Source organism: Rhodococcus sp. (in: high G+C Gram-positive bacteria) (assembly GCF_049286785.1).
In the GTDB taxonomy this organism is placed as follows: Bacteria; Actinomycetota; Actinomycetes; order Mycobacteriales; family Mycobacteriaceae; genus Rhodococcus_F.
The window spans coordinates 1-4,499 of the sequence record NZ_JBAQEO010000410.1 but is presented as its reverse complement, the minus strand read 5'-3'; the positions used below and the strand labels follow the sequence as shown (position 1 = coordinate 4,499).

The following is a 4,499-nucleotide window of genomic DNA, read 5'->3' as shown; positions in this document are numbered from 1 at the left end:
TCGAGTCACTTTGGTCGGTAACTCGTTCATCACTACGCGATGGCCCACCCACATGCGGGCAACGACACACCCCCACCAGGGGCTATGCCGCCTCACCGAATTCCCACCACTCCACGGGACTCTCCCGACTGGTATCTCAACGGGGGCGAGCCACCGGCTCAAAACGATTGAACACGCGGCCCTACTGAGAACAGCAGAAGACCCCGCGACGATGAACCGGAGAGAACTCCGTCGCGGGGTCTTCTATGAGTAGCCACCCGGAGACAAGTCGATCCGGGCCTTGCTCGCGCCGTCGCCAGAGCATGCTCACGCCCGACGGCCATTTGTATCCGCGGGAGCCGGGACGGCTTGATCCGCAGAGTCTGTGGGGTTGTTCGTGAAGTTGGGGTGCCGCGCCCCGCCGGAGAGGCAAGGAACCGACGGGACGCGGCGGTATGGGTGGCGCTGGGCTGGGTGGCCGTTTAAGACCGTGCTCAGCGTCGCCTGGGCTGTGCTGCGGGCGCGGCTGGGGTGGTTGGCTGGCCCCGCCCGCAGGTCAACCGCTACTTCTTGAGCTTCGTGCCCGCCGAAGCTCGCCGGTTGGGGTTCGGCGTCGCGTTCACGGTGAGCTTCTTCTGCTTCAGGTCCAGATCGGGCTTGATCTCGACACGGCGGTCCGGTTTACCGTGATACCCGACGATGCCCTTGACGAGCACGCCCCGGCCCTTCGGCGTCTTGAACTCAGCCCCGAGCTTCACTCCCTTGTAATCGCCGCCCTGGCCCACGACGAGATTCTTACTGAAGCTGCCGCTGACGTAGCTCTTGCCGACGCCCCGTGGCGACTTCGTCGCTCCGGTCTTCGTCGATGACTTCGCGGCAGTGCGAGCGCCCTTCGCCGTGTTGGCGACCTTGGTCCCGGTACCCGCGAAGCGGCCCAGCCGGTCGCGGCGTTGATTCCGTCGGCGGGCCATGTCAGCTACCCCGTCGTTCCAGCTCGTCAGCCAGGGCGCGTAACCCTTTCGTTTCGGCCGCCTTCGGCGCTTTGCCGCGATACCGCCCGCCGTCGGCCGGCAGCGCATCCTCCAGGCCCTGGGGAATCAGCCCCGGACCCCACGAGTGCTCGCCGGCGTCGGGGTGACCCTGAGCGACGGGCAGGTCCTCAACGGGACCGTACGCGCCGTTGCGCCAGCTCATCAGGACCACGCCCACGTGGGAGCGGTGTAGGTGAGCTCGGTGGTCACCTGCACGACGCACGCCGCGCTACGGTAGCGGATGCCGCAACCGAACGACCGCTGAAAGAAGCTGTCCTGCAACGGGTACCGCTGGTCGCGGCCCGGGATGATCCGCAAGCCCTGGTACGCGGGATTCGTGTGCTGGCGGAACGCGACCGGGTTCCGGGCGCTATTCGGCCCGCCCGTCGCCACCACGGCGAAGTAGCCCGCGGGGACGAAGTACGACGGGACGATCCAGACCGGGCCGTAGCTGCCGAGCACCTCCAGGCCGCCGAACTCACCGGGCGCGATCTGCCCGACCACGTTCTCTGCGGTCAGGTACGCCGGGGCGCTCTCCGACGGGATGAAGTCGAACTTCGACGTGACGCCGTTGGCTTCAATCCCCGCACGGAACGTGCTGATCTCTTCGGCCTCGTTGGGGTGACACAGCACGATCAGCCGCGTATCCACCGAAGTGCCGAAGCCCTTCAGCCGCACCGCGTTGATCGCGTCCAACAGGTCGCCGGGATCGATGGCCGCGTTGCCCGACGCGAGGTAGTGACTCGTCGTGGAGGGGAACTCCAGACCGGCGTGCGGGGGCGGTGCCATGCCGTCGGTGCCGTTCCAGATCCCAAACGTCCTGTGGCCGTGCTCGTTCAGGCCCTGTGTCGGATTGAACAGTCGTCGCAGCAGCGTCCCGGTCACGAGACGGTTGTCGGCCTCCAGCGCGCTGTTGATTGACGAAGCAACTTGTTCCGCTGTCGCAGAGCGCAGGAACTTCCACGTCATGCGCGACGCGAGGTCGAAGTCCTTGAAGTCGTAACCGAGGATCAGCGCATCCGGCGAATTACGTAGTCCCACAGGCTCTCCGAACTCGGAGGCTTCTTCGAAGTTGTCGCTGGCGGCCTGCTGCGGGATTGCGTCGCCGACGTTGATCGTCGGGTAGCTGATGAGCGCCGCCAAGGCGGACCGCTCGCGGTTGTAGAGCGACATCGCCGTGGCGGCTTGCGCCCAGATGGCGTTCAGGTCTACGCCGTCGGCGGTCTGGTTCACCAGCACGTCGCCTTCGGTGCTGTAGCCGCCGTCTCCGCCCCAGGCGTAGAGCGCAGCGATGGGCTCGGCAGTCTCGGGAGTGGCGTCCCGACCGGGATGCGCGAACGGATGGGTGTAGCTGGGCCGGTTGTCGGCCGGACGTGTGGTCGTCACGGTACTGCTCCAATTCGGTACAAGAGTTAACGGGCGAGCGAACCGAGCACTGCTCAGGTTCTGAAGCCGGTCTCTGACCGAACTGGTACTGCTGATTGCTCGAAATATTCGCGGACTCTGTCACGCGGGTAATACGAAAATCCGCCGATCCCGGCCGGATGCCGAGGTACTGCGAGGCGGGCACTGCCCGTTGCGCACATCCTAACACCATTGGGCCACATCAGATTAGGCGGTGTTGCACGGTGCGTACAGTGCGTGTATAAACGTTGTATGCGCCGCTGCAAAGTGGCGCCGGGCCGTTCAAGCGGTTCGTGATTTATCGGTACCGATGCGGACACGACCCAGTGAAAGCCTGGAGCAGCCCCGCATCCCTTGAGTGGGCCGACCAGTGAACACAGCAACCCTTCTGAGGGGTGTGTTCGCGGTCGGCTCTTCTGCTGTCTGCGGACGCGTCTCTCTCTACCCGAGAGGCATCGCATGTCCCGTCGAACGATCGACCCTGCGGCCATCACCGTCCGGCGGACTGAAGTCCGTCCGGCTCCAAACGTTCCGGGGATCAACCCGCTGGACATTCCCAATCTGTCCGAACCGCAGGTATTCGCGTACCTCAACGCGATGAACGACCACATCACCCGCCGTATGGTGCGGGACGCCGTCCTGCATAAGGAACTCCGAGGAGTAAAGCGCGGCAACAAGAACCTGTTCTCTCGTCGGGTGGCGCTCGCATGGATGACAGGTGGCGACGAATGAGTGAGTCAGTTTGGAGACCCTACTTCGACAACTACTCGGCGTTGCGAGCAATAGCATACGGCGAGCCGCCCGAGCCGAATCCGCTGGTTGACCAGCTAGGAGAGGTGATGACTCCGAACGACCGGAACGGGCGTGAGGTGCGCCAGCCGTCGCCCGCGGCGAGGTTCCATCCCGAGATCAGCGCAGGAATCGATCGCGCCAGAGAAGTCCCGCCGATGTTCGATATCAAGTTCGTCCGGCAGTGGCTTCCGCGAATCCTTAGCAACACTGGGCGCGGCCTTCTACCGTACAAGGAAACTGTCTACACCCCGGACGAATTGCGGGAGCACGAGCGGCAGACTGCCTCTGCGGCTGCACAGCGCGAACGAGACGACCTCTACGAACTCCTGCTCGATGCGCTGGATCACGGGGGCGCGCCGACAGAAACAGTGATCGTCCATAGCAAGATCTGGACGTACGATCTGCCGGTGATCCACCGCGACGTCATCACCGAAGAACGGACGATGCAGCCGACCGGAACTACGACGGTGCTCGCTGTGCCGGTACCGATGATGTGGACGCAGCGACGGGTCGCTCGGCTCATCGCCCGAGGGTGCTGGGACTGCTACTGGTGTGACGAGAATGCGGGGAGTGGTCGTGCCTGGGATGACTACTTGTTGGTCGGCTGTGGGGCGACGTTGCGGGTTTTCCCGACGTGCCCGACGTGCCGTGAGCGGTTCGACCGAGATACCGAATGGTCGGGCCTCGACTGGCAAGTCCCGAGTGACCAGTGGTTGGCTGATGTCGGTTACCCGTCGGATGAGTGGATCTGATGAGGGCCGGGGCGTGTGAACCGGGGTCTGCGATCGTCGCCGGCGGAAGTCTGCCGGATGCGCCGGACGTGTATCTCGGTCGAGCCGTGAGGATTCGCAGATGGTTCGGCCGCACGATAGTCGTGGACGACGAGGATCGCGAATGGTGCGGCGGTGTATGGGTTCTGCCTCCGGGCAGCTACCGGTTGTGCACCGGTGTGCAGGGTCTTGTGCGCTACCCGGCGGCGCGGCTTGTGGGTGGCCTATCGCTGCCGTCTGGCCAGCCTGCTGGCGGCTTTGCAGCCCAAACCGGCAACACGGGCAGTGTGGCGCATAGGTCAAGCGCCACAAACGAAAAGGACGCGTTCAGCCTGAGCTGAACGCGCCCTTCTCTAGGGAGAGCGGAGTTTCTCCTAGCCGACGGTGTCGGCCCCCTAAGCCTGGATGCACCGATCGGCTGATGGCGTTGTTGTGAGTTTGGTTGTCCGGCAGCGGATGGGGTGTGGGCGTGAGTGATCGTCCGACCTGGTGTGTCGGGTTGTTCCACTGAGTCTTTCGCATC

The 4,499-nt window shown here is 64.4% G+C and carries 5 protein-coding genes; 2 read left to right on the top strand and 3 right to left on the bottom strand.

The window, feature by feature from the left end:
- Positions 1-542 precede the first annotated feature (542 nt).
- From WAW17_RS15400 to WAW17_RS15390, 3 genes are read right to left on the bottom strand one after another with little or no spacing between them, the layout of a single operon-like run.
- Positions 543-950 carry a hypothetical protein gene (locus tag WAW17_RS15400; protein WP_422333817.1) on the bottom strand — a complete coding sequence of 136 codons (408 nt, stop codon included), beginning with the start codon at positions 948-950 and terminating at the stop codon, positions 543-545.
- A gap of 1 nt (position 951) precedes the next feature.
- Complete coding sequence (locus WAW17_RS15395; protein ID WP_422333816.1) at positions 952-1,188, bottom strand: hypothetical protein; 237 nt, start codon at positions 1,186-1,188, stop codon at positions 952-954.
- Positions 1,173-2,396: a hypothetical protein gene (locus WAW17_RS15390; protein WP_422333815.1), complete on the bottom strand. Its 1,224-nt coding sequence runs from the start codon at positions 2,394-2,396 to the stop codon at positions 1,173-1,175. The genes WAW17_RS15395 and WAW17_RS15390 overlap by 16 nt, the downstream gene beginning before the upstream one ends.
- A gap of 477 nt (positions 2,397-2,873) precedes the next feature.
- On the opposite strand from WAW17_RS15390, the gene WAW17_RS15385 reads away from it, so the two are divergent.
- Entirely contained in the window at positions 2,874-3,146 is a 273-nt protein-coding gene (locus WAW17_RS15385; RefSeq protein WP_422333814.1) for a hypothetical protein, read from the top strand.
- Between the two features lie 107 nt (positions 3,147-3,253).
- Complete coding sequence (locus WAW17_RS15380; RefSeq protein ID WP_422333813.1) at positions 3,254-3,958, top strand: hypothetical protein; 705 nt, start codon at positions 3,254-3,256, stop codon at positions 3,956-3,958.
- Positions 3,959-4,499: the final 541 nt, after the last annotated feature.